We start from the raw sequence: 21,363 nt of genomic DNA, 5'->3' as shown, positions 1-21,363 counted from the left end.
TCGCCGAGCTGTCGCCGGCGCTTGAGCATCTGCTCTACGCCGTGCGCCGCGGTGTGCCCCGCCACGCGCTGAGCGTGCTCGGGGAGCATCAGGGCCTGACCGAGGACGACGTCGACGCGTTTCTCGCCGTGCTCTCCCCCGCTCTCCGCGCTCCGCGCGTCGCCCACACGCCATTGCGCGTGCTGATCGAGGGAACGGGCGAAACCGCGACGAACATCGCGCGTGACGTCGACACGGCAGACGACGACGAGATTCCCGACGTCGCCGTTATCGTCTCTCACTTCGTGATCGACCCGGCGCTGTCCGTGCGATGGCTGAGCCGCGACGTTCCTCATCTGCCCGTCGTCATCTCCGATGCCGAAGCCCGCGTCGGGCCGCTCATCATCGGAGGTGAGGGGCCATGCCTGCATTGCATCGACCGCGAGCGAGTCGACAATGACCCGGCCTGGACGGCAATCGAATCCCAGCTGCTCGGTGTCTCGTCTCACCTCGATCGCGGCGCGTTTGCCCGCGACATCGCCGCTGTCGCCACCCGGATGCTTCACGAGTTCGACCGCGAGGGCCGACGGTCATCGACCGCCGTGAGCATTACGGTGTCGCCCTCCGCCCCGCAGCGGGTGGACGTGCACCGACAGCATCCGGATTGCGGATGCCGATCTCTTGAAGAAACCTCGACCGCTCGCGAGGACGACGCTGGCCCTCTTCAGACCAGGTGATCGTGAGGCGTCGGCGCGCTCGCGTGATGCCGACGTAGAGAAGCCGACGCTCCTCATCGATCTGATCGAAGCTTCGCGCATAGCTGATCGGGATGAGTCCTTCAGAGAGTCCGGGCAGATACACCTCGTCCCACTCGAGGCCCTTTGCCGAATGCAGTGTCGCGAGGGTGACCGCCTGCATCGTCGGCTCATGCTGCCCCGCCTGGCGTTCAAGCAGATCGTCGGTGAACTCTCGAAACGTTGTGCCTGGGGGCGCCTGGTCGACAAGTCCCATGAGCGCATTGAGCAGTTCCCACGCCGAACGCACGGCACCCTGGCCCTCGGGGGGAATCTGACTCCAGCCGAGCGAACGCAGCACGTCGCTCACCGATTTGAAGAGCGGCTCATCCGACACTGAAACGGATGCCCCTCGCAGCGCGAGTATTGCGCGCTTGACCTCCGGGCGATCAAAGAAGCGCGTCGACCCGCGAACGTGATAGCTCACGCCGACGTCGCCCAGCGCGGTCTCGAGCACGGCGGCCTGCGCGTTCACGCGATACAGCACCGCAATGTCCTCCGGTCGAGCCCCGGCCTCAATGCGCACCAGGATCGACTGCGCAATGCCGCGCGCTTCCGCCATATCGTTGTGATACCTCACGAGGTCTGGGTCGAGAGCTGGCTCGTCGCCCGATGCCCCTGCAGCCTTCAACGTCAGCGCTCCCGGCCGCTCACGCATGAGGCGGTTCGCCGTCGTGACGATCGGCTGGCTCGAACGGTAATTGCGCTCGAGCCGCACCACATTCGCCCCGTCGTAGCGGGCGCCGAAGCCCAGCAGAAATGTCGAGCTCGCACCCGCGAACGAGAAGATCGTCTGGCTCGCGTCGCCGACGACGCAGAGCTCTCGGCGATCGCCGAGCCACAGGTCAAGCAGCTGCTGCTGAAGCGGTGAGACGTCTTGGTACTCGTCAACGACGAAGAAGCGGTACTGCTCGCGCACCTGCATGGCGACACGCGGCTCCTGCTCCAGCATGCCGGCGCACGACAGCAGCACATCTTCAAAATCGATCAGACGCCGCTCGTCCTTGAGGTCTTCGTATGTCTGAAGCATCGCGACGGTCTGCTCGATATCCAGGCGCCCGGGCAGCGGACGCCCAGCGTCCGCGTACTGCTCGATGCTTCGACCAGACACCTTGCGCCACTCCACTTCGGCAGCAAGGTCACGCAGGGTTGCGGTGTCGACGCCGAGCTTCAGCTTTTCTGCGGCGTGGCCGAGAATACGGGCTTTGCCCTCAACGAGCCGCGGCATATCGCCGCCGACCACCTGCGGCCAGAAGTAGCCGAGTTGGCTGAGCGCCGCGGAGTGAAATGTCTTCGCCGGCACGTTTCCCGCGCCAAGATGGCGCAGACGACCGCGAAGCTCGGCAGCCGCCCTGTTCGTGAAGGTAAGCGCAAGCAGCCGGTTCGCGGCGTACGTTCCCGTGGCCACGCCGTGCGCAATGCGATGGGTGATCGCGCGTGTCTTTCCCGTGCCCGCTCCGGCGAGCACGCACACGGGTCCGCGCAGCGTCTCGGCAACGACTCTTTGGTCGTCGTCGAGATCGGCAAGCAGGCTCCGCGTCACTCGCGCACCAGCCACTGCTCGATGATGGCGTGCGCGATCGACGAGCGCCCCGGCAGCAGAACGCCACTCGTCTCGTCTGCGAGCTCGGCGCGGGTAAACCGGCGCACGTCGAGAATCTCATCGCCGTCGGGCACGGTGTCACGGGCATCCTGATCGCTCTCGAGCTGCGCTGAGTAACCCAGCATGAGCGATCGGGGAAAAGGCCAGGGCTGCGATCCCAGATACCGAGGCTGCGTCACCCGAACACCAGCCTCTTCGTGCACCTCGCGAATCACCGCGGCCTCGAGCGATTCGCCCGCCTCAACGAATCCGGCGAAAAGCGAGTAGCGCCCGGCCTCCCACGCGGAGTTCGATCCGAGAAGCAGGCGATCCTCGGCATCCGTCACACGAACGATCACTGCCGGGTCGGTGCGCGGAAAGTGTTCCGTTTCGCACGACGGGCAGCGGCGCATCCAGCCCGCGTGATCGACAATCGTCGCGGCGCCGCACCGAGAGCAGAATCCGGATGCTTCGTGCCACCCGAGCACGGCGACGGAACTTGCGGCAAGACCCGCATCGCGCTCGCTCAGCGTTGCTGCGATCTGACGCAGCGGAGCCCAGTTCGCGTCGGCGTCGTCCGCTCTCACGGCGACGACGGGCGTGCCCGTCGCAACGCCATTCTCGTCAGCCACGGTGGTGCCGAGGTACACCATCTGCTCTGTGTTCTCGCGCTGTGAGCAGAGCCGCAGGTCGAGGTTCTCACCGTCGACGGCGACGTCGCGTCCGCGCACGAGAACAGCCCGTGTTCGTGCATCGGTGCGGATGCCGTCGAGAAACCCGGGCTGGGTTCGGGCATTTCCATCGCGATCGAATGCTGTACGCGACAGCGGAAGGCTGCCGAGGGCTGTCATCGGACTCCTCACGGTTGAACGGGCGTGGCGCACGGGTCACGACGAGGTTCACGACCTAACCTAGATGCCATGGCCAGGTCTCCTCTCACTCTAGCGGCGGTCGCGGCGTCGGCCCTCCCAGGCACGGCGTTCATCGGCAGCGGCGAGCTCGGGCACCGCGAGAACGGAGCGTTCGACTCGGCGATGCTGCTCGCCGACGATGACACACGCTACGTGGTTCGCGTTCCGGCGAATCAGCAGTCTGAGACCGATCAGTCACGCGAACTCCTCGTGCTGCAGGCGATGAGTGACGGCATTCGCAGTCGACTTCCGTTCGACGTTCATCGCGTGCTCGGTCAGGCGCCAACGGGCGAGACGCGCGCCGTCGTCTATGATTTTCTTCCCGGCTACCAGGTCGAGGCAGAGGAGATTCCTCCAGGGGACGGCGTCGCCAGTTCGATGGGCGGAGCTCTCGCCGCAATTCATGCACTGCCCGGATCGTTCGTCTCTGAGTCGGGCCTGCCCGTGCAGAGTTCAACGGACAGCAGAGACGAAGCACGAAACGTGATTGAGCGCGCGGCAGCGACGAAATTGCTACCCGCTGCCGTGCGAAAGCGGTGGGCGGATGCCGCGGCAGACGACGCGCTGTGGCGCTTTCAGCCGACGGTCATCGGCGGTTCCGTCGCCGCGGATTCCTTTCTCATCACCGATCACGAAGCGGGCCCCATCGTCTCCGGGATGATCGGGTGGGGGTCACTGCGGGTCGCCGATCCGGCGCGGGACCTGCACTGGCTCTCTGCCGCAGGCGAAGCTGCGGAGAGTGTCTTTGCCGCATACGTCGCTGCGAGTGTTCGCACGCCAGACGCAATGATCCGGCAGCGCTCGATGCTCTATGCAGAGCTCGAGCTCGCTCGCTGGCTGCTGCACGGCAAGGATCTGCACGACCAGACCGTCATCGACGATGCAGTCGCGATGCTCGATGGACTCGTTGACAGCGTTCTCGGCAACCTCATGTCTCCGCTGTCGTCTTCCCCCGGGCCCGTCATGACGGTTGCCGACGTGCAGGAGATGTTGAAGAACACCCCCGAGACCTCTGCCGTTGCGGGGGCATCGGCGATTTCCCTGGACACCGATAGCTTCGACCCCGATGAATTTGAGCGCGAGCTAGCGAAGGCAGGAGACGAGGCGAAGGCTGACGACGCGTCGCCGCTTGCGCCGGATGAGCAGGCGACGGGCCCCATCGATCTCTCTCAGCTGCGTGAGAGCGACGACAGCCACAGCGACCGCAGCTCCTCCTCAGACGAGACGTGATCAGGGCGCACGATCAGGTCGTCGGCGACGTAATAGAGAACAGCATCGATGGTGTTTGGGTCGACCCCTTCCGCTTGCGCATAGGCCGCCCGGTAGAGCGCAAGCTGCAGCTGGCGATCTGCGAGTTCCCCGGCCGTGCGCGGCGGCTTCCCCGTCTTCCAATCGACGATCTGGTAGCCCTGCTCCGTGCGGTACACAGCATCGAGCTTGCAGATGATGATCTGGTCGGCGAGTACGAAGTTGATCTCACGCTCCACATCGATGGGCTTCTTGTCGCCCCATTCTGATGCCTCGAAGATTGTCTTGAGGGTGTCAAGGGTGTCGAGTTCGGCTCGCTCTGCCGGCAGCAGTGTCCCTCCGGCCTCGACCTCGAGGTCTGTGTCGAACAGATCCGAGTCGAGGGTTTCGACGGAGCCATAGAGGCCGGAGCGCTCCTCCACCCACGAATGAAAGAGCGTACCCAGCCGTGTCTGCCTGTATGGCCGCTCCGGCATCGGCCGTCGCAGCGCTGTGGCCACGGCATCCGGATCTGCCACGAAGTCTTTGAAGCGCGAGGCAGGGACGCGCTGAGGCAGTGCAACGCTGGACGCCGTGCTCAGTCTGCGTTGCCTCTCTGCGAGCAGCAGGGAGATCTCATCGTCCCACCGGGTCGGAACTGCGGCGTCTGCCTCGGTCACCGCTCGCGCTGCCTCGAGAACGACAGCCCGACGCGCGCCGAGCGGATCGCGCGGCCAGGGCAGGGGCTCCACCTCGATCGCGAGCGGATTCTCGTCGAGGTCGGATGCCGCGGGCAGGCCCTCGCTCGCCGAGGGAACTGCACGCAGAATCTCTGCGAGGAACGCGCCCGGACCACGCTGTCGCTTTTGCGTCGCCCAGAACGATCCGGTGGCAAGCAAAGCATCGCGGGCGCGTGTGACGGCAACATAGGCAAGTCGACGCTGCTCCTGCGCGCCTCGCCTCTCGATCGCCTCGGCGAAGTCGGCGTTCGCGCGAATGAAATCCTGCTGATTCTGCGCCGACCTCCAGGCGAGCTCCGGAAGGTCGAAACGGTCGCCTCTGAACGCATAGGGCAGCTCGCCGAATGACATCCACCCGCGTCTGTTGCGTGCCTTCGACGGCAGCTCGCCGTCAACGAGCCGAGGAACGGCGACGCTGTCCCATTCCAAGCCCTTTGCACCGTGGATTGTGAGAATCTGCACGGTTCCCGGTTCGGGGTCTTCGGTGCGTGGGCTGAGGTTTTCGCGCTTCTCTGCTTCGGCAAGCCACGCAAGGAACGGTCCAAGTGCGCCGCGCTCGTCGACGGCGAGATACGCCGAGATCTGGTCGGAGAAAGACTCGAGACTCGAACGGCCCAGCGGATTCGCGGCGTTCGCCGCCACCTCGATGTCGAGGCGAAGCTCCTGCACAACGAGACTCACGAGGTCGGCAAGGGCCAGCCCGGAGCGCCGGCGAAGACGCGCGATCAGCTCACCGCACGAACGCATTCGCTCACGACCGCTCTCGCCGATCTTCTCGAGCGCCCGGTGGGAGTCGGGGGCCGTGACGAGAAAATCGAGGGCGTCGACGAGAGACGCGCTGTCGTCATCGGCCACCGATTCTCGCAGCAGTCGCCGCGTCTCTTCTGGCACACGCTGCTGATGCAGATCACGATCGGCGAGCCATCGCGCCGTGTGCCTCAACCCGGCGATGTCCTTCGGCCCGACGCGCCACCGAGCTCCGGTGAGCAGTCTGATGAGCTCAGACCCGGCTGTCGGATCGTCGAGAACGCGCAGTGCGCAGATCAGGTCGACGACGACAGGCTGTTCAAGCAGACCGGCGAGCCCGAGCACGTGGTACGGAACGTCGTGGCGTTCCAGAGCCTCGGTGAATGGCCGAATTGTCTTCAGCGAGCGGCAGAGCAATGCTGCCGAACGCCCAGGCTGCCGCAGCTGTTCGGCAAGCCACGACGCGACCTGGTCTGCCTCATCGACAATCGTCTCTGGATACCGAATCTGCACGGTTCCGCGCGAGGCGAACGGCGACGGCGTCAGGGTGGTCACTGGAGCATCGCGCAGAGTGGGCAGCTCGGCGACGAGCGCATTCGCCGCATCGAGAAGCGACGCGGCATTGCGCCAACTCGTTGACAGCGAGAACCCTCGCGTACCCCCGAAGTCGGAGCTGAAGCGCGCAAGGTTGGAGGCGCTCGCTCCTCTCCATCCGTAGATCGACTGGTTCGGGTCGCCCACCGCCATCACTCCGTGACCGGCGAACAGCCTCGACAGCAGTTCGGTCTGCACGACGGAGGTGTCTTGGTACTCATCAAGAATCACGATGCGAAAGCGGTCGCGGTACTCGTCGGGAACACGCTCGATCGTTCGAGTGATCTGCAGTGCGAGCGCCACCTGGTCGCTGAACTCGATGAACCCCCGAGCACGCTTCTCGTCGTGAAAGCGACGCGCGTGCTCAAGCAGCACGGGAAGCGCGGCGACATCGCTGCACGCCGCCATCAGCGTGTCATCTGGTTTGCGCTTGCGACTCGTCTCGTCGTTGATCGGCAGATCGGCGAGGGCGGTGAACTCGTCGCAGAGCACGCCGATGTCGTGGATGCTCTCGAGCGCGTCGTTGTCGCTCAGGGCCTGAGCGACCCTCACAACGGCTGTTGTGATGGTGTCGACGCTCTTGTCGATGTCGGCAAGCCGCTCATCGTCACTCGACACAACAATGTCGCGGGCGAGCGACCATGCGGATGCCGCGCTGATGACTGTCACGTCGGGCTCGCGCCCGATGAGACGGCCGTACTCACGAAAGAGCGCGGCGGCGAAGGCGTTGTACGTTGAGATCGTTGGCGCTTCAAGGACATCGTCGTCGCGGCCGTCGCTTCCCCGAAGCTGTGCGATCCGCTCACGCACGCGGGTGGCCAGCTCACCTGCGGCCTTGCGCGTGAACGTGAGCCCTAGCACCTGCGAGACGGAGATGTACTCGTTCGCGAGCAGCCAGACGATCCGGTTGGCCATCGTCTCGGTCTTGCCGCTTCCGGCGCCGGCGACGACGAGGGCAGGTTCGAGCGGCGCCTCGATGACGACGACCTGCTCGTCTGTCGGACGTGGCAACCCGAGCCGTTGTGCAATCTCACGTGCGCTGAGTGTGCTCATTCCGATACTCCCGCGATCAGATGGATGCGATACGTGAACGCCGATGCCGGGTCGCGCTCATCGAGATCGACAGCGCCGGGAAAGGTGCTCGCCGCCATTCCCTCTCCCACGGCGAGGAGGCGTTCGACGAATGCGGCCTCCGCGTCACTGTCAGCGGCATCCTGAGCCATGATGCGATAGCGTCGCCCGTTCACGGCGCTCGAGACGAAAAGCAGCGCGGCTCCCCCGCTTGCCGCGCCCTCCGCACCGCCGATTGCACCGCGCGCGAGAGCCAGCTGATAGGCGCTCAACTGAGCGTTCGTCGCAATATCTGCCGCGCGCGGAATCGTACGCCCTGTCTTCAGATCGACGACGACGACGCGGCCGTCCGGCAATCGCTCGACGCGGTCGACGATGCCGCTGAGCCGCGCATGATCAACCTCTACCTCAAAGCGACCCTCCGCGCTGACAACCGTCTTGCCCTCCCGTTTGGCGTCGAGAAGGTACTCGGAGAGCGCGGCGACGAGGTCGCGGGCACGACGCATGTGCGCGTCGGCGATCCAGGGGGCATCGAAACGCAGTTCTTTCCATCGCCCCTCGACATCGGCCCACAGCGCCTGCGTGCCGAGCCTCTCGTCTGTTTGCTCGGGCTCAGGCAGCGCCCCGGCGTTCTCCATCGCCGAATGGATGACTGTTCCCATTCCGGCGATGACGCCAGAGGGGCTCGCCGCCATCGTGTCGATAAACCACACGAGCGGCGACTTCTCGAAGGTCTCGAGCTTCGACGGCGAGACGCGCACGTGTGCGTCGGCATCGCCGAGATCGACAAGTGGGTCGGTGCTCGACGGCTCGAGCATGCCGTACCACTGGCTGGGTTCGGCTCCGTCGACGCTGTTCTGCGCAAGCCGTGCGAGGGCGGATGCCGCGTGAGCGCGATCGTCGGCATGCGCACCGTGCGTCGCCACGCGCCGAAGCCGACCGGTGAGCCCTCTGAGCGTGAACGGGTGCTGACCCTCTCTGGCGTCACGCACGGGCGCTTGCGCGATCGGGCGAAACCGAAAGAACACACTTGGCTGCTCGTCGTCGTTGGCGCTCGCGCTCACGACGACCTGCGTCGATGCACGAGAAACGGACAAAGCGAACATGCGCAGCTCGTCTGCAAGCACGTCGGCGCGCGGGTCGAGGTCGCCGACGGGAAGTCCAGCGAGAACCGAGCTCAGCAGCTGTGGGTACAGCAATGAGCCACGTATCTGCGGGTTCGGCCATGCTCCCTCTTGCACGTGGGCGACGACAACAACGTCAACCTCAGTTGCGACAGCGGAGTTCGGCGTTCCCACCCACACGGCGTCGTACGCCGCCTGCGGCGTCAGGGAGTCTTCGGGAACGTCGGCGGAGAACACCTCGTCGAGAAAGCCCTCTGCCGGGTTCTCCGGAGAGCGTTCGACAAAGCGCTTTGCCGCGGTGAACAGCGCCATGACAGCATCCAGGTGTCGATTCGCCTCGTCGGCGGCGAGCCCCGTGCCGAGCGCCTGAGCGCCCCAGCTCTCGGCACGTCCACTCGCCGTCCAGATGGTCCACAGCACTTCCTCGATGCTCCCGCCCCCAGCGGCGCATTGCCGTGCGGAATCGAGCGCGGCGGCGAAACGCCCGGCGCGCCGGGCAGACGCGCTGTCGATCGTTGCAAACCCGTTCGGGTGCCCGAACGCCTGAACGATCAACTCCGCGGGAGTCGAGGTTCCGCCTCCGGCGATGTCTTCGTTGCGCAGCTCCCGCTTCAGCCGACGAAGCGCAACCGTGTCGACGCCGCACACGGGGCCTGTCGCCAACGACTCGACGAGTTCGACGGTGGGCTCCGCATAGCCGATCGCGAGCGAAGCCGCGTCGAGAAGCTGTCGTGACGCGTAGGCATCGCGAATGCTCAGCGCACCGATGGGCGTCTTCGTCGGCACCTCGGCAAGCGCGAGCGCCTTCGATACGGCGGGCACGAGCGCCCCCGAGCGTACGATGACCGACATGCGCGACCACGGGACGTCGCGAAACAGCCTGTGCTCGCGCAGCACGCGCGCAATCTGCCGGTATTCGGCTGCGGGCGATGTCGCCTCGATTCGTACGACGGGCGGCTCGTCCGTGCCGTCGTCTGCCGCGGCAGCGGCGCGACGGTGCTCGACTCCGCCCGCTGCGCCGATGCGTTCGGCGATGCCGCTGACGAGCTCCCGAATGCTGCGGGTGCCCCGATGAACCGTCGCGAGAGTGTGGTCGGTGACAGGGGCACCGAGACGCTCCCCCAGTCGCGCGAGGGCACCGACGTCTGAACCGCGAAATGTCGACACGGCGACGTCAGGGTCGCCGAAGGCAATGACGTCGACGCCCCGCGAGGCGAAGGCGCGAAGCAACCGAGACATTCCGGGCCCGAACTCCTGAAGGTCGTCGACGACGACGAGCCGCAGCCCGCCGATTGCGCTCCCCTCCGAGACGAGCTGCACGGCTTCGGCGAGAAGCTCAGACGAGTCGCGGAATGCCGATGCGTAACTGTCGACGACGACGCCGTACTCGTCGATCACATCGGCGGCTGCAGACCACTCGGGTCGTTCGTGAGCCGCCGCATGGGCGCGAAGCTCTGCGGTGCTCGTTCCATTCTCGACGCAGCGCATCATGAGTTCGCGCAGCTCGGTTCGAAAACCCTGCAGAGCACGGACGTCATCGCCAAGGCTCGCCGGCCAGACGGGGCCCGTTCCATCGAGCACGTGCCCCTGGAGGATCTCGGCGAGGATGTGATCTTGCTCAGCTCCGGTCAGCAGTCGAGCCGGCTCGGACCCTGTGGGCATTGAGCGCTGGACGATCTGAAAAGCGGCGCTGTTGACCGTGCGAGCGAGCGGACCGCTCGTCGGCACGCCGATACGCAGCGCGAGAGCATCGCGCAAGCGATTCGCCGCAAGCCGCGACGGCACGATGGCGAGCACCTCATCTGGCGCGATCCCGCGGTTCTGCACACGGTCGGCGATCACCTCGATGAGCGTTGTCGTCTTGCCGCTTCCCGGTGCCCCGGCAACGGCGTAGTGTCTGCCAGAGGGTGCCTCGACGACGGCGCGCTGCGACGCGTCGAGCGCGGGAGCATCCGGATGCTTGTCACCGTCGGAGAGCGGGGCGAAAATCGTCTGCGTCACAGTGAACACGGTACCGTCCCGCACCGACAGCGGCGGGGCGCGAAGCTGTTCGCTGTCGGCTGTATCGCGCGGTCTTCGGCGGTCGCTGCGGTGCCGTAGTGTTGAGCGTGTAGCACGAAGAAAGGGACACACGTGGACATTCGCATCGGAATCACCAACAGCCCCCGTGAGATCAACTTCTCGACAGACTCGGCAATCGACGACGTCAAGAAGACGATCGGCACCGCGCTCAGCGACAAGGCACCGTTCTTCGAGCTCGCTGACGACAAGGGCAACGTCTACGTGATTCCCACCGAGGGCGTCGCCTACGTTGAGCTTGGCAATGAAGAGTCCCGCCGCATCGGCTTCGTCGCATAGGCTTTCAGCATGGAACTGCTTTTCGTCATGCTCTTCGGCGTCGCCGCCGGTCTCGCCGTGCGGTACGTTCTGCCGTGGCGCCCGCAGCACGGGAGCATGCTCGTTCCCGCGATCGGCACCATTGCCTCGGCCGTCGTCTGGCTTGGCCTGACGTGGCTCGGCTGGGCATGGGACGGCGGGTGGATCTGGGTGGTCTCCATCGGCGCAAGCGTTGTCATCTCGGTGTGCCTCGATCTGCTGATCGGCTCACTGCGAAACTCGCGTGACACCGCAATGCTGGAACATCTCGGCGCCTGAGTTCGCGCTTCTCTGCCGACTGAGTCTCTATGCCGTGAGGCCGAGAGAGTCCATTCGCCGTGTGTGCGCGGCGATCAGCTCGGTGAAGACGGGCTCCACTCGCTCTTCGTTCGCGCCGTTCTCGTTTGGCACGATCGTGTGCGCGAGAAGCAGCGTGTCGCCGACGAGGCGGCGCCCCCACAGGGCGAGCATCGATGAGATCTCCGGAGTCGACTGAATGCGAGACTGCAGGTACTGGCGCAGGACATCGCGGCGATTGTCTTCCGCGAGAATCGCGGTGACGCGCTTCGAGATGTCGGAGGGAAGGCTCGACGCCAAGCCGAGAAACAGGTCATCGAGGAACCCGGCGGTCACGTAGACGGACAGAACCCGCTGTTCAATCGAGCCACCGTCTGTCTCTTCCCTGAGACGCCTCACCGAGTCTTTCGGCTGCGCCATCGCCGTTGCGGGGTCTTCCTCCCGTCGGCGAATCTCGTCAGTCAACGAGGTGTGCTTGCGCAGCGCGACAGTGGCAGCCTCGGCGACGCCGGGCGAAAACGTGAGATCGTCCATTGCCGCGCTGAGTGTCGACAGCATCTCGAACACGCTCAGCTGAAGGTAGGCCGCCTGCCCGAGATACGTACTCGTGTCTGGGTGAAGGTCGGTGAACTCCACACGAACGGCCGACGTCTCGCCGCGCCCGCGCAGGCGTGGCTGCTCCCCTGACGAGCGTCGTCTCTTGAACCCGAATTGCACCCGCCCAGCTTACGTGATGCTCACTGGGCTAAGCTCGATGCGAGCCCGGCATCGGATCGGGTGACTACGCCTTACGTGAACGAAAACAGGCGTAGACCATTTTCGGCACGGACAAGGCAGCAATTACCTCGTGACATTTTCAGAACTCGGCGTCGACAACGACATGGCCGACGCTCTCGCACGCAAAAATATTCTCGAACCATTCCCCATTCAGGAGCAGACGATTCCTCTCGCCCTGACGGGTCAGGACATCATCGGGCAGGCAAAGACCGGAACGGGCAAGACCCTCGGCTTCGGTCTGCCGCTCCTGCAGCGCATCGGCGCGCAGCCAGGGCCCGGAGTGAAGGCCCTCATCGTCGTTCCCACTCGCGAGCTCGCAACACAGGTTGCGCAAGATCTCGAGGTCGCCGCAGCAGACCGCGACGTCGAGGTTGCGATGATCTACGGCGGCAAGGCATATGAGGGCCAGATCGAACAGCTGCAGAACGGCGCACAGGTCGTCGTCGGGACGCCCGGTCGACTCATCGACTTGATCAACAAACGTGTTCTGTCTCTCACGGGTGTTCGCGAAATGGTGCTCGACGAGGCAGACAAGATGCTCGACCTCGGCTTCCTCTCCGACATCGAGAGGCTGTTCTCGGTCGCTCCGACGACGCGGCACACGATGCTGTTCTCGGCGACGATGCCCGCGCCGATCGTCGCCCTTGCTCGACGCTTCATGACGAGACCCATCCACATTCGCGCTGCTGCTCCAGATGAGGGAATCACCCAGGCGAACATCAAGCACCTGGTCTACCGTGCGCATGCCCTCGACAAAGACGAGACGATCGCCCGCATTCTGCAGGCGAACGGCCGAGGCAAGACGATCATCTTCATGCGAACGAAGCGTGCCGCTGCAAAGCTCCTCGAAGAGCTGCGCGACCGCGGCTTCCCCGCCGTCGCCGTACACGGGGACCTCAATCAAGAGCAGCGGGAGCGCGCGATGACCGCGTTCAAGGCTGGCAAGAAAGACATCATGATCGCCACAGATGTCGCCGCCCGCGGCATCGACGTCAACGACGTCACACACGTGATCAATCATACGATCCCCGACGACCATGAGTCGTACCTTCACCGTGTCGGTCGCACGGGGCGAGCAGGAAAGACGGGAATCGCCGTCACCTTCGTCGACTGGGCAGACATGCACAAGTGGACGCTCATCAATCGGGCACTCGAGCTCAACCAGCCCGAACCCACAGAGACGTACTCCTCAAGCCCTCACCTCTACGCCGATCTCGACATCGCAGAGGGAACCAAGGGTCGCATCATCGCCAAACGGCCCGAGATCGCACCGAGCGAGCGTACGTCGCGCAGCGAACCGCGAAAGCGCAGCAGGCGCCGCACCGGCGGCGCGGGCCAGGGCGCGGATCAGCACTCGTCTGCGCACCCTGAGCAGGCAGCGTCTGAGGCGTCCGGTGTGCACGACGGACACGGTCCGGAGCACAGGGACGGCAACAGCGCTCCGCGTCGGCGCCGCCGCCGGCGCTCCGCGTCGACGCCGTCAGAATAACGGGGCACCCAGCCTCACGAGGTACCCAGCCGCTGCCGCCCTTGTCCGCTACGGAATGACGGGCGACCACCCATCTGCGGCCGCGACGATGCTCTGAACGACCGGCGACGGAGTCGTATTCTCACCGAGAAGGTTCGGTTTGCCCGCACCGTGGAAATCGCTTGATCCCGTCGCGACAAGCCCGTATCGCTGCGCGTAGGCGTGAAGCAGAGTCTTGCCCTCCGGCGTGTTCTCGCGGTGGTCGATTTCCAGTCCGAACAGACCGGCGTCGACGAGTTCGCGGATGGCGCTCTCTGAGAGCATGCCGCTTCGTCCTATCGTCGCGGGGTGTGCGAGCACGGGCACTCCCCCTGCCGCGCGCACGAGTGCGACAGCAGTGACCGGGTCGGGCGCGTAGTGGGGAAAGACGTAGCCCCGTGCCGGATGGAGCATGTCGGTGAACGCTTCGGTTCGGTCGGCGACGATGCCCTTCGCAACGAGCGCGTCGGCAATGTGCGGTCGGCCGAGAGTCGAACCGGGACGCGCTTGGGCGCGCACATCGTCCCACGTGATGGCGAAGTCCGCCCCCAGATTCTCGACGATCGATTCTGCACGAGTGAGGCGCGACTCTCTGATGCGAGCGGTTTCGTCGACAAGCGCGCGATTCTCCGGGTCGACGAGGTACGCGAGAAGATGAACGCTTCTGTGCCCGTGACGTGTGCTGAGCTCCATTCCGGGAATCAGAGCGATGCCGACATCGAGTGCGGCATCGCTTGCCTCTTCCCATCCCGCTGTCGAGTCATGGTCGGTGAGCGCCAGCGTTCCGATTCCGGCTGCCGCGGCGGCCGCGACGAGCGCGCGGGGGCTTTGCGTGCCGTCGGAGACCGCCGAGTGCGTGTGCAGATCTGCCGGGCTGGGAAGCTCACGTGTCATAGGGGAATCCTACGGTCACTGCGGGGCGTTCTCTCAGTAGACCCTCGATAGTGTGTGCGGCGATGTCGAAGTTTCTTGGCGCACTCCTGACGCTCGCGATCCTCGTGGCGCTGACCGTTCTTGCCTGGCCCCAGTTCTTCGGACTGCAGACAACATGGATCATCGCGCACGCTGTTGCGCTGAGAACAGCGACGGCGCTGGGCGCCGCTGCTGTGGCGATCGTGCTGCTTCTGCTCTGCTTCGCACGCCCGCTTCGCCGGTTCGCCGGCTCGGTCGCCGCGCTGCTTCTGATCTTCAGCGTCGCCGTCGGCGGCGTTGTCACCGTGCGGGGCTTGGGCTTCGACACCACGGACGACGCTCAGACGAGTGACGTGACGGTTCTCACGTGGAACACTCTCGGAGACGCACCGGGAGCCGCCGAGATCGCGCAACTTGCCATTGACTCCGACGCTGATGTCGTGACGCTTCCCGAGACGACGAAGCAGACCGGCATCGACATTGCCCTGGCGATGCGTGACGCGGGGAACCCGATGTGGGTGCACACTGTCGCGTTTGACACCGTGTCGAAGGCCCGATCGACGACCGTGCTCATCAGCCCCCGACTCGGCGAGTATCGACAGGTCTCAACAAGCGAAGACCGCGACGATAACACGGCGGTGCTGCCCTCCGTCGTTCTCGAGCCCACAAGCGGCGACGGTCCGCGCATCGTCGCCGTGCACGCCGTCTCTCCGCTCGAAACGCAGATGGAGAACTGGCGAAACGACCTCTCGTGGCTCGCCAGGCAGTGCGCGAGCGACAACGTGATCATGGCGGGCGACTTCAACGCGACAGTCGATCACATGGCGGCGCTCGGCGAACACGGCGGCGTCCTCGGCCGCTGCAGCGATGCCGCATCTGCTGCGGGCGCGGGAGCCGTTGGCACGTGGCGAAGCGACTGGCCCGCTCTGCTCGGCACCCCGATTGATCACGTCATGGCAACGAGCAACTGGGATGTCACTGGGTTTCGCGTCGTCACGAATCTCGACGAGGCGGGGAGCGATCACCGCCCGGTCATCGCGCACCTTCGTCCTGTTCCGACATCCTGACCAGAGCTCGCCTTCAGCCAAGCGGTGAGACAATGGGGGCATGGAAACCTCCACGTCACACTCCGCCCAGACAAGCGCCACACGCGCCGAGGTCACGGGCACGTCAAACCGCTCGACGACGCCGTCGAGCACCGCATTTCAGGACTACATCGGATCGCACTGGGCCGAGCGAGCCGATCAGCTGCCGCCCGCTCGCGAGTCCGCATCATACGCGCGACACCGCCGCGACCGCGTCTCCGAACGCTTCGCTGGTCGGCGCCTCGTCGTACGGGCCGGTTCGCTCGCCGTTCGATCGAACGACACAGACTTTCCTTTTCGCGCCCATTCCGCGTTCTCACATCTGACGGGATGGGGGTCAGACGCCGAGCCTGACTCCGTGCTCGTGTTCGAGCCCGCGGCATCCGGCCACAACGTCACTCTGTACTTTCGGGAGCGCGCCGACCGCAGCTCAAGCGAGTTCTACGCCAACCCCGCAATCGGTGAGTTCTGGACGGGCGCGCGTCCGTCACTGGCCCAGGTCGCCGCAGACCTCGACATTGCCACGGCGCACATCGATACGCTGTCGACCTCGAACGACGACGTCACGCTCGATGATGGCGAGCTTGCATCGGTTCTCTCGGAGCTGCGTCTCGTCAAAGACGAGTACGAAGTCGCACAGCTGCAGGCCGCTGTCGACGCCACACAGCGCGGCTTCGACGACGTGATCGCCGACTTTCCGCGCATCGTGCGCGAACGGCGAGGCGAACGAGCGGTCGAAGGCACCTTCTACACACGTGCGCGCCTCGATGGCAACGCGGTCGGCTATGACACGATCGCGGCGGCGGGCCCCCACGCGTGCGTTCTGCACTGGACGCGCAACGACGGCCCCGTCGTTCCGGGTGACCTCATTCTGATGGATGCTGGCGTGGAACTCGACAGCCTCTACACGGCGGACATCACCCGAACGCTCCCGGTGAGCGGAACCTTCACCGACGTGCAGCGACGCGTGTACGAAGCCGTGCGCAAAGCCGCGGATGCCGCGTTCGCCATCGTTCGCCCGGGAATCATCTTTCGCGACGTGCACGCCGAGGCGATGCGGGTGATCGCAGAGAAGACCGCCGAGTGGGGCCTGCTTCCGGGCACCGCAGAAGAGTCGCTTCGCACAGAGAACCAGTTTCACCGCCGCTACATGGTGCACGGAACGAGCCATCACCTCGGCCTCGACGTGCACGACTGTGCGCAGGCGCGGCGCGAAATGTACCACGACGGCGAGGTCGCCGAGGGAATGGTCTTCACGATCGAGCCTGGCCTGTACTTTCAGCCCGATGACCTCACTGTTCCCGAAGAGCTGCGCGGAATCGGTGTGCGCATCGAAGACGACATTCTGGTCACCGCGGACGGCGCGGTCAACCTCTCCTCTGACATCCCGCGCACAGCCGACGAGGTTGAGGCCTGGATCGCGCGTCAGAACGCGAAGTAGGCAGAGCGCACGGTGGATGCTGTCGGGCGCTGCCCTGCAGCATCCGCTTTCGCCGAGCGGCGGTCAGCTGCCGCGTCGTATCGTTAGAGCGGCGGCTGCTCGACGCCGAGCTCGTGCCGCGCCTTGTTCGCCAGCTCTGGCTCGACGATCACCGAATAGGAGCTCGCCACGATCTGCGCAACGGAGCTGAAGTCGCGTCGCTTGCGGTTGACTCCGTAGGTGAACATGGTGAAGCACATGCCGAAGCCAGCGCCGATCAAGACGGCAGCGCCGACGAAGATGAGGTCGGACTGAGGGTTGATCAGAATGAGCAGCAGCCCGAAGAACAGCCCGAGCCATGCGCCGCTCATCGCACCGTTCGCCGCGGCTCGGCCATAGCTGAGCTTTCCCGTGATGCGCTCAACGCTTGTCAGACCGTTGCCGATGATCGTCACCTTCTTCACGGGAAACTCGGCGGCAGCGAGTTTGTCGACGGCGCGCTGCGCCTCGGGGTAGGACTCGAACGAGGCAATGGTGTCTCCGTGCGGGATGCCTTGGAATGACATGCGACCGCGTCCGGACGACTGTTGATAGCTCACACCAACATTGTCCCATGCCTCTCTGTGCAGTCGCGTGACGTCAGCAGAGAGAGAGCAAGCGGTCTAAGTTAGTGGTGTGAGTACCACGAGAGTCTTCGTCGCCCGCCTCGCGGGGTGCACTGTGTTCGACCCGGCAGGTGATCGGGTCGGCAAGGTTCGCGATGTGCTCGTTGTCAATCGAACAAATGACCCACCGCGCGTTGTGGGGCTCATCGTCGAGATACCCGGAAAGCGCCGCGTGTTCGTTCCGATCGGCAGGGTGACGTCGATCGGGCCTGGCCAAGTGATCACAACGGGTCTCATCAACCTCCGCCGGTTTGAGCAACGCGGCGGTGAGGTGCGGGTGATCGCTGAGATTCTCGGACGCAAGATCGACTTCGCCGACGGTTCGGGCGAGGCGACGATCGAAGACGTCGCCATCGATGAGAAGCGCCAGGGCGCGTGGAGCGTGAGTCAGTACTTTGTGCGTCGCCCGAAGACATCCGGATCGCTCTTCGCGAAGGGCCCAACTGCCTTTGCCACCTGGCGCGAGATTCGAGAGAAGATCTCCAACGAAGCGCAATCGGCAGAGCACCTCGTGGCGAGCCTCAGCGACCTCAAGCCAGCCGACCTGGCGAACACCATCCTTGAGCTGCCGCGCGAGCGCATGCTCGAGGTGGCGTCGGAGCTGCCCGACAGCCGCCTCGCTGACGCTCTCGAGGAGATGCCGGTCGACGACCAGGTGTCGCTGCTCGCCCAGATCGACGATGAGCGGGCAGCATCCGTTTTGGATCAGATGCAGCCAGACGACGCTGCCGACCTTGTGGCGCAGCTGCCAGACGATCGCCAAGAGCAGCTGCTTGGGCTGATGGAGCCCGAAGAGGCAGACGACGTGCGCATGCTGCTCGAGTACGAGCCAGACACGGCCGGCGGGCTCATGACGACGGAGCCGGTGATTCTCTCGGCCGATTCGACGGTTGCCGAAGGGCTCGCGCTGATTCGCAAGGCCGACCTGCCTCCCGCGCTGGGGGCTGCCGTGTGCATCACGCTGCCCCCCTATGAGCCGCCGACGGGGAAGCTCCTCGGCATGGTGCATTATCAGCGGATGCTGCGGCACCCACCGCACGAAAGGCTCGGCGCCATTCTCGATCAGAGCCTCGAGCCGCTCAGCGCGCAGGCATCGGCCGCTGAAGTGACGCGCATTCTTGCCAGTTACGATCTGGTGTCGGTTCCCGTCGTCGATGACGCCGACAGACTCGTCGGGGTGGTGACCGTTGACGACATCCTCGACTATCTTCTGCCCGATGATTGGCGCAGCCAAGACGAGGACGAACCCGTGAAGTCTGAGAGCGTGAGGAGGTCGTCGAATGGCTAGGTCTCCCAAAGACGACAAGCGACTCGACGCCCCCCGTGGCGTGCGCACACCGTTGTTTGCTCGCAAGGGCGAAGACCGCGACCGGTTCGGACGCTTCACCGAATGGGTGGCGCGGGCGATGGGCACGCCAGCGTTCCTGCTCGCGCTCACCGTCTTCTGCCTCGCCTGGATGGCCTGGAACACGTGGGGCCCTGAGATGGGCAGATTTGACTCGGTCGCACTGGGTTTCACGGCGCTGACGCTCGTGCTGTCGCTTCAGGCTTCCTACGCCGCACCGCTCATCCTTCTGGCGCAGAACCGCCAAGACGACCGCGACCGCGTTCAGATCGAGCAGGATCGTCAGCGTTCGGAACGCAACCTCGCAGACACCGAGTACCTCGCACGCGAGGTTGTCGCCCTCAGATTGGCAATGCGCGATATGGCGTCGAAGGACTTCATCAGACAGGAGCTCCGCGCGCTGCTTGACGAACTCGACGAGAAGATGGAGACACCCGATTCCGATGACACACACGACTCCTGACAACCTTGCCGGCTCCGTTCGCCGTGCTCTCGAGAGTGTCATCGACCCGGAGATCCGCAAGCCCATCACCGATCTCGATATGGTGCGCTCGGTCGAGGCAGATGGCTCCGGTGCTGTCTCGATCGGCATTGCCCTCACCATCGTCGGCTGCCCGGCAGCGACAGCGATCGAGAACGATGTGCGGCGAGCTGCCGAAGCTGTGGAGGGTGTCGCCGACGTCACCATCGACGTCGGTGTCATGACGCCAGCCGAGCGCACAGCGCTCATCGAACGACTGCGCGGCGCACGGCGCGAGATGCCGTTCACGCCGCAGTCGCTGACCCGCGTCATCACGATCACAAGCGGCAAGGGCGGCGTCGGAAAATCGACGATCACCGCGAACCTCGCGGTTTCGCTCGCGAAACGCGGTCTGACCGTCGGCCTTGTCGACGCCGACGTTCATGGGTTCTCCATTCCCGGCCTGCTCGGCCTCGTTCCCGGTGCCGTCGACGACGACGGAGAGCCGCTGATCGTGACGCCGACCCGTGTGGGAGACATGATTCTCCCTCCCATCGCGCACGGCGTGAAGGTCATTTCGATCGGCATGTTCGTCGACGACACGCAGACAGCCGTCGCCTGGCGGGGCCCGATGCTGCATCGCACGCTCAATCAGTTTCTCACCGACGTCTACTTCGGCGATCTGGACGTGCTGCTGCTTGACCTGCCGCCGGGAACGGGGGACATCGCGATCTCGGTCGGGCAACTGCTCCCTCACGCCGAGGTTGTCGTCGTCACGACTCCACAACCCGCCGCCGCAGACGTAGCTGAGCGCTCGGGCCGCGTCGCACGGCAGACAGGCCAGACTGTCGTTGGCGTGATCGAGAACATGGCGGGCCTCACGCAGCCCGACGGCAGCGTGCTCGATCTCTTCGGCTCCGGCGGCGGAAACGACGTGGCCAGCAGGCTCTCCACCGACGGGCACTCTGTGCCCATGCTTGCCTCGGTGCCTCTCAGCGTCGCGCTGCGCGACGGAGGCGATCGCGGCCGTCCCCTCGTTCTCGACGAATCAGACGACCCCGCGCGTGCCGCCATCGAGAAGGCCGCCGACGCGCTTCTGCGCAAGGGCAGAGATCTCGCCGGGCGTACGCTCGGTCTCTCGCCGCGGTAAGCGGTCAGGCGACCGCCGTGTGAACAGCGCACGGCATTGCGATGCCGGGAAGCACAGCAAGGCGGTACCAGTTCGCCACGAGCTGCGAGAACCCCGCCCGCGAGATCTCTGCCGTAATCTCGCGATTGTAGCGGCATCCCTTGTCGACGATTCGCGTGATCGGCGAGACGACATTCTGCAGAGCTCGTGTGCCCGTGCCTCGCGGTGCCGCCAGATGGTCGACAAGCACGAGCTGACCACCCGGAACGAGCACACGGTGAAATTCTGAGAGCGAGGCGGCAACGTCGTCGACAGAGCACATCACAAATGTCGCGACGACGCTGTCAACGGAGTTGTCCGGAAGCGGAATGCGCTCACTGCGCGCGTCGAGCACCTCCGTCTCGTGACCGCGCTCCCGTGCCGTTCGCTGCAGAGCGGAACGCGAGGCCGCGTGCGGTTCCAGGCCAATCCACCTGATTCCGTCGCCGAAGTGCTCAAAGTTGTCTCCCGTTCCCGCACCGACCTCGAGAACGGTTCCGGATGCTGTCGCGACAGCCCGGCGTCGAATGTCGTCGAACTCCGGCCAGCGCACTCGTGGTGGATCGGTCATTGCCATGGCGC

Annotated in this window: 17 protein-coding genes; 9 read left to right on the top strand and 8 right to left on the bottom strand. The window is 65.1% G+C overall.

What is annotated here, in order from left to right:
• Positions 1-588: 588 nt before the first annotated feature.
• Both HCR84_RS06680 and nudC read right to left on the bottom strand, forming a co-directional pair.
• Positions 589-2,331 carry an ATP-dependent helicase gene (locus tag HCR84_RS06680; protein ID WP_244972581.1) on the bottom strand — a complete coding sequence of 581 codons (1,743 nt, stop codon included), beginning with the start codon at positions 2,329-2,331 and terminating at the stop codon, positions 589-591.
• Entirely contained in the window at positions 2,313-3,206 is an 894-nt protein-coding gene (gene nudC / locus HCR84_RS06675; protein WP_166983340.1) for an NAD(+) diphosphatase, read from the bottom strand. The genes HCR84_RS06680 and nudC overlap by 19 nt, the downstream gene beginning before the upstream one ends.
• A 69-nt stretch (positions 3,207-3,275) precedes the next feature.
• Between nudC and HCR84_RS06670 the strand changes: the two genes are divergently transcribed.
• On the top strand, positions 3,276-4,496 hold the full coding sequence (locus HCR84_RS06670; protein ID WP_166983339.1) for a phosphotransferase: 1,221 nt from the start codon (positions 3,276-3,278) through the stop codon (positions 4,494-4,496).
• Here the strand turns inward: HCR84_RS06670 and HCR84_RS06665 are convergent.
• On the bottom strand, positions 4,436-7,627 hold the full coding sequence (locus tag HCR84_RS06665) for an ATP-dependent DNA helicase (protein ID WP_166983338.1): 3,192 nt from the start codon (positions 7,625-7,627) through the stop codon (positions 4,436-4,438). The genes HCR84_RS06670 and HCR84_RS06665 overlap by 61 nt on opposite strands.
• Positions 7,624-10,770, bottom strand: a complete 3,147-nt coding sequence (locus HCR84_RS06660; RefSeq protein ID WP_166983337.1) for an ATP-dependent DNA helicase — start codon at positions 10,768-10,770, stop codon at positions 7,624-7,626. Before HCR84_RS06660 ends, HCR84_RS06665 begins: the two co-directional genes overlap by 4 nt.
• Positions 10,771-10,902: 132 nt before the next feature.
• On the opposite strand from HCR84_RS06660, the gene HCR84_RS06655 reads away from it, so the two are divergent.
• On the top strand, positions 10,903-11,127 hold the full coding sequence (locus HCR84_RS06655) for a DUF3107 domain-containing protein (RefSeq protein WP_166983336.1): 225 nt from the start codon (positions 10,903-10,905) through the stop codon (positions 11,125-11,127).
• Positions 11,128-11,136: 9 nt separating this feature from the next.
• Positions 11,137-11,424, top strand: coding sequence for a hypothetical protein (locus HCR84_RS06650; RefSeq protein WP_166983335.1), 288 nt, complete (start codon positions 11,137-11,139; stop codon positions 11,422-11,424).
• 27 nt (positions 11,425-11,451) lie between these two features.
• Here HCR84_RS06650 and HCR84_RS06645 read toward each other — a convergent pair whose 3' ends face one another.
• Positions 11,452-12,159, bottom strand: a complete 708-nt coding sequence (locus HCR84_RS06645) for a ferritin-like fold-containing protein (RefSeq protein ID WP_166983334.1) — start codon at positions 12,157-12,159, stop codon at positions 11,452-11,454.
• 130 nt (positions 12,160-12,289) lie between these two features.
• On the opposite strand from HCR84_RS06645, the gene HCR84_RS06640 reads away from it, so the two are divergent.
• A complete protein-coding gene (locus HCR84_RS06640) occupies positions 12,290-13,708 on the top strand; it encodes a DEAD/DEAH box helicase (RefSeq protein ID WP_166983333.1) in 1,419 nt (472 codons plus the stop codon).
• A 48-nt stretch (positions 13,709-13,756) separates the two neighbouring features.
• Here the strand turns inward: HCR84_RS06640 and HCR84_RS06635 are convergent, their stop codons facing one another.
• On the bottom strand, positions 13,757-14,620 hold the full coding sequence (locus tag HCR84_RS06635) for a PHP domain-containing protein (RefSeq protein ID WP_166983332.1): 864 nt from the start codon (positions 14,618-14,620) through the stop codon (positions 13,757-13,759).
• A gap of 62 nt (positions 14,621-14,682) precedes the next feature.
• On the opposite strand from HCR84_RS06635, the gene HCR84_RS06630 reads away from it, so the two are divergent.
• Both HCR84_RS06630 and HCR84_RS06625 read left to right on the top strand, forming a co-directional pair.
• Positions 14,683-15,705, top strand: a complete 1,023-nt coding sequence (locus HCR84_RS06630; RefSeq protein ID WP_166983331.1) for an endonuclease/exonuclease/phosphatase family protein — start codon at positions 14,683-14,685, stop codon at positions 15,703-15,705.
• A 40-nt stretch (positions 15,706-15,745) separates the two neighbouring features.
• Entirely contained in the window at positions 15,746-17,164 is a 1,419-nt protein-coding gene (locus HCR84_RS06625; protein ID WP_166983330.1) for an aminopeptidase P family protein, read from the top strand.
• Between the two features lie 83 nt (positions 17,165-17,247).
• Here the strand turns inward: HCR84_RS06625 and HCR84_RS06620 are convergent, their stop codons facing one another.
• The gene (locus HCR84_RS06620; protein ID WP_235940813.1) at positions 17,248-17,742 is read right to left on the bottom strand and encodes a YflT domain-containing protein; all 495 of its coding nucleotides are present in this window, start codon (positions 17,740-17,742) and stop codon (positions 17,248-17,250) included.
• A gap of 76 nt (positions 17,743-17,818) precedes the next feature.
• Here HCR84_RS06620 and HCR84_RS06615 point away from each other — a divergent pair, with 76 nt between their 5' ends.
• From HCR84_RS06615 to HCR84_RS06605, 3 genes are read left to right on the top strand one after another with little or no spacing between them, the layout of a single operon-like run.
• Positions 17,819-19,096 (top strand): magnesium transporter MgtE N-terminal domain-containing protein, encoded by a 1,278-nt coding sequence (locus tag HCR84_RS06615; protein ID WP_166983329.1) that lies wholly within the window; start codon positions 17,819-17,821, stop codon positions 19,094-19,096.
• Positions 19,089-19,616, top strand: coding sequence for a DUF1003 domain-containing protein (locus HCR84_RS06610; RefSeq protein WP_166983328.1), 528 nt, complete (start codon positions 19,089-19,091; stop codon positions 19,614-19,616). Before HCR84_RS06615 ends, HCR84_RS06610 begins: the two co-directional genes overlap by 8 nt.
• The gene (locus HCR84_RS06605; RefSeq protein ID WP_166983327.1) at positions 19,597-20,763 is read left to right on the top strand and encodes an Mrp/NBP35 family ATP-binding protein; all 1,167 of its coding nucleotides are present in this window, start codon (positions 19,597-19,599) and stop codon (positions 20,761-20,763) included. The genes HCR84_RS06610 and HCR84_RS06605 overlap by 20 nt, the downstream gene beginning before the upstream one ends.
• Positions 20,764-20,767: 4 nt before the next feature.
• Here the strand turns inward: HCR84_RS06605 and HCR84_RS06600 are convergent, their stop codons facing one another.
• Positions 20,768-21,358 carry a class I SAM-dependent methyltransferase gene (locus tag HCR84_RS06600; protein WP_166983326.1) on the bottom strand — a complete coding sequence of 197 codons (591 nt, stop codon included), beginning with the start codon at positions 21,356-21,358 and terminating at the stop codon, positions 20,768-20,770.
• Between the last annotated feature and the right edge of the window lie 5 nt (positions 21,359-21,363).

It is taken from the genome of Paramicrobacterium fandaimingii (assembly GCF_011751745.2).
GTDB lineage: Bacteria > Actinomycetota > Actinomycetes > Actinomycetales > Microbacteriaceae > Paramicrobacterium > Paramicrobacterium fandaimingii.
This window is presented reverse-complemented; position numbering and strand designations above follow the sequence as displayed.